The organism is Streptomyces niveiscabiei (assembly GCF_001419795.1).
Lineage (GTDB): Bacteria > Actinomycetota > Actinomycetes > Streptomycetales > Streptomycetaceae > Streptomyces > Streptomyces niveiscabiei.
In genome coordinates this window covers 1-3,415 of record NZ_LIRL01000278.1, presented here as the reverse complement: position 1 = coordinate 3,415, position 3,415 = coordinate 1, and the positions used below count along the sequence as shown (strand labels likewise).

Here is a 3,415-nt window from a genome sequence, read left to right as displayed (position 1 = left end):
GTACCCGTCGGCGCCCCACGCCAACCATCCCGCCGGCACACAGGGCATACAGGACGCCCAAAACGCCCTCCGCCTAGCCACAGCCCTCCGCTTCCACTGGTGCGCCGACGGTTTCCTCAGCGAGGGCCGCCGCCAGTTCGACCGTCTCCTCGCGGCGGCCCCCGAACCCACCCCCGCCCGGGCCGGTGCGCTGTGGGCCGCCGCCTGGGTGGCGATCCTGCAAGGAGATTTCGCGACGGCCGACCGCCGGCTGGACGAGGCCGAGGAACTCGGCGAACGGCTGGGCGACCCGTCCGTCCGGCCGTACGTCCTCGGCTACCGCGGCGCGTCGGCGGCCTTCCAGGGGCGGATGGCACAGGCCGCGCCCCTGTACGAGGCGGCGCTGGCCGCCCACGCTGCGGCGGGCGACGGACCGCAGGCCCTGCTCTGGCTGTTCCAACTCGTGATCGCGCAGGTCTGCCTCGGCAACCCGCGCGCGGCGGAGGAGTCCGGCAGGCACGCGGCGCGGCTCGCGGAAGCTTCCGGGGAGCGGCTGTACGGGGCGTACGCGCAGTGGGCGCTGGGCTACGTCCTCTGGACACGCGGCGACCTGGAGGAGGGTACGGCCCTGACGCGGGCCGCGCTGGAGACCCTCCGCGGCTTCAACGACCACGCCGGGACCGCGGTCGCCCTCCAGGTGTTCACCTGGATCACCGCGTCCCGGGGCGACCACGAGCAGGCGGCGCGGCTGCTGGGCGCCGTACGCGCCCTGACCCGGGACATCGACGACGGCCCCGTCACCGAACTCGGCGGGCACCGGGCGCGCTGCGAGGACGCGGTCGCCTCCGCGCTGGGCGCGGCCGGGTATGAGAGGGCCCTCGCGGAGGGCGCCGGGTACGACAGTCCGGCCCGGGCGATCGCCCTCGCGCTGGACGACACGGGGCGGGACGCCTTGAGCCGGAGGGGGTTGGACGCCATCGCGCCGGGCCCGCTGAGCCGGACAGAGCGGCACCCACTGAGCCGCCAGGAGCGGGACGCCCCCACGCCGAGCCCCCTCAGCCGCAGAGAGCGGGAAGTCGCCGCGCTCGTGGCCCAGGGCATGACCAACCGCCAGGTCGCTGCCGCGCTCAGCCTGTCACCGCGTACCGTCGACCGCCACGTCGAGAACATCAGGGCCAGACTCGGCTTCACGTGCCGCGCGCAGATCGCGGCCTGGTGGGCCGAGAGCCCGGCGCGGGCCGGTACGGCCACCTCGTCACCGTAGAGAACCAGCCCAGCCAACGGGTCACGACCGGCGAGGCGGGGCCGGGACGCGCCGTACGCGTTCGCCGCACCACCCAGTCCCGGGAACTAGGTGACACGGCACATGAGCCGGGCCGTACCCCGCGCCCATCATCGGGTCCACGCCCACAAGGAAACGGTCGGTCCTCCTGGCAGGCCAGCTCCTCGCGGTGTCCCCGAGCCACCCGGCCTCAGGGATCACCGGAATCCTCCTCACGATCCTGAACGACGGCGCGGGGCAGGGCAGCGCCGACCACGACATCATCGGCCAGGACAGCGACAGCCCCGGGCTGCTCCTGCTCCTCGACGCCGCCCCCTGACCGTCTCGCCCGGGCGCGCGAACGCATCGCGGCAGCAGGGTATCCACCGCGTCCGGCGAGTGACTTGTAGCGGCGTTCGAGGAGGCCGGCGTCGCCGGGGCGAATGTCGCGGCGGCGGTGACGGGTAGGGCCGGCGTCGGTCCGGCCCAGGCCCACGACCCTGCTTCAACTCCCGGTAGCCGCGCTCGACGCGCCGACTCTCCGGCGGGCGACCTACTCGCCCGCCCAAGCTCGCCTACCTCTCGGTCCTTCTCCACCGAGCCGGGGACAACCTCGGGCCAGCATCCCCTCGGCCCGACTCCGGCCCGAAACAATGGAATCGATGCACACAACAAAAAGGCCCAGGTCGCTAAACCTGAGCCATCTCAAAAAAGCGGGTGACGAGAATCGAACTCGCGCTCTCAGCTTGGGAAGCTGAGATCAGCTGAGGTCCGTTCGGTGCTGACCTGGGCAAACAGCAGGCGGCGGCCACGTCGGGCGGGACTGAGTTTCCCGTGATTCCCCGCTGTTCCCCGCTCGATCTGGTGCGCTTGTGGTGCGGTTGAGCAGCAGCCCACGGTGGGCGCCCGGAATTGGTGAGTGTTCGGGGCGCGGTTGTCGGCACCCTGGGGTCATGAGTCGTTGGAAGCTTTACGACAACTGGTACACCGATCTGGCCGGCCTCTCTGCCGAGCAACTCCGCGAGCGCAGGGCCTTCGCCGCTCAGCGTGTTGCGGGTGCCGTGGCGCGTGGCATGGGCCGCAACCCTAAGGCCGCGCGGGAGTGGCGGGAGAGGCTTCGCGCTGTCGATGACGAACTCTTGCGGCGAGGCATCCAGGGAGCGTAGCCATCGTGGGAGCCGTCTGAGCCTGAACCGACGACAGTCAGCCACGATGGAGGGTTCGCCGCCTGATCAGGCGCGCGCGTGCCTCGCTGCACCCCCACCGGACTCAGCCACGCTACCGGCTTGTACTGTCGCTCTAACCTCGTGCTTTCGCGAGTGGGTCTGTCCGGGTCTTGATCAAATAAATGGAGAGTGCTGCTGACCTGCAACGATGGGACTTGTCGAGGGTCCTGTCAGCTGCAAGGAAAGAAGCACTCTCCAGGTGAAGAAGAGTAGCGGGTCGTACTCGCGTGTCCGTGTCGAGGGCGGGGGCCGTGGGGTGGTCTCGCAGGCCGGGTCGGTGCTGCTGGTCGAGACGGTCCGCAAGTCCGGCCTGGATGCGGCGATATCGGCGGGACTCACGCCGTGGCGCAAGCCGCGGGCCGTGCACGATCCGGGCAAGGTCCTGCTGGATGTGGCCCTGGCCGTCGCACTCGGCGGCGACTGCCTGGCCGACGTCGGCATGCTGCGGGCCGAACCGGGCGTGTTCGGCCCGGTGGCTTCCGATCCGACGGTCTCCCGGCTGATCGACACCCTCGCCGCCTCGGGCGAGAAGGCACTGACCGCGATCCGCGCCGCACGTTCCGAAGTCCGCGAAAGAGTCTGGGAGTTGGCCGGCGAGCAGGCTCCGGATGCCGGCGGGCAGGTGACCGTGGACCTGGACGGGGTCCTGGTCGTCGCGCACTCGGACAAGCAGGACGCCGCCCCGACCTGGAAGAAGACCTACGGCCACCACCCGATCATGGGGTTCGTCGACCACGGCCCCGGCGGGACCGGAGAACCCGTCGCGGCTCTCCTGCGCCCGGGCAACGCAGGCTCGAACACGGCAGCCGACCACATCACCGCCACCCGCCTCGCCCTCGCTCAACTGCCGGGGAAGTACCGGCGCGGGCGGCGGACCCTGATCCGCACCGATTCCGCGGGCGGCACCCACGAGTTCGTGGCCTGGCTGGCCCGGCGCGGACGGTGGCTG

At 71.4% G+C, this 3,415-nt stretch carries 3 protein-coding genes; all 3 read left to right on the top strand.

Annotation, left to right across the window (positions count from 1 at the left end; genetic code table 11):
• Positions 1-1,243, top strand: a 1,243-nt coding sequence (locus AOK24_RS14775; protein ID WP_167376837.1) for a LuxR C-terminal-related transcriptional regulator, incomplete at its 5' end; no start/stop codon positions are given.
• A 187-nt stretch (positions 1,244-1,430) separates the two neighbouring features.
• Entirely contained in the window at positions 1,431-1,580 is a 150-nt protein-coding gene (locus AOK24_RS48505) for a hypothetical protein (protein ID WP_159051871.1), read from the top strand.
• A gap of 1,085 nt (positions 1,581-2,665) precedes the next feature.
• On the top strand, positions 2,666-3,415 hold a 750-nt coding region (locus AOK24_RS14770), incomplete at its 3' end, for an IS1380 family transposase (RefSeq protein WP_107103961.1).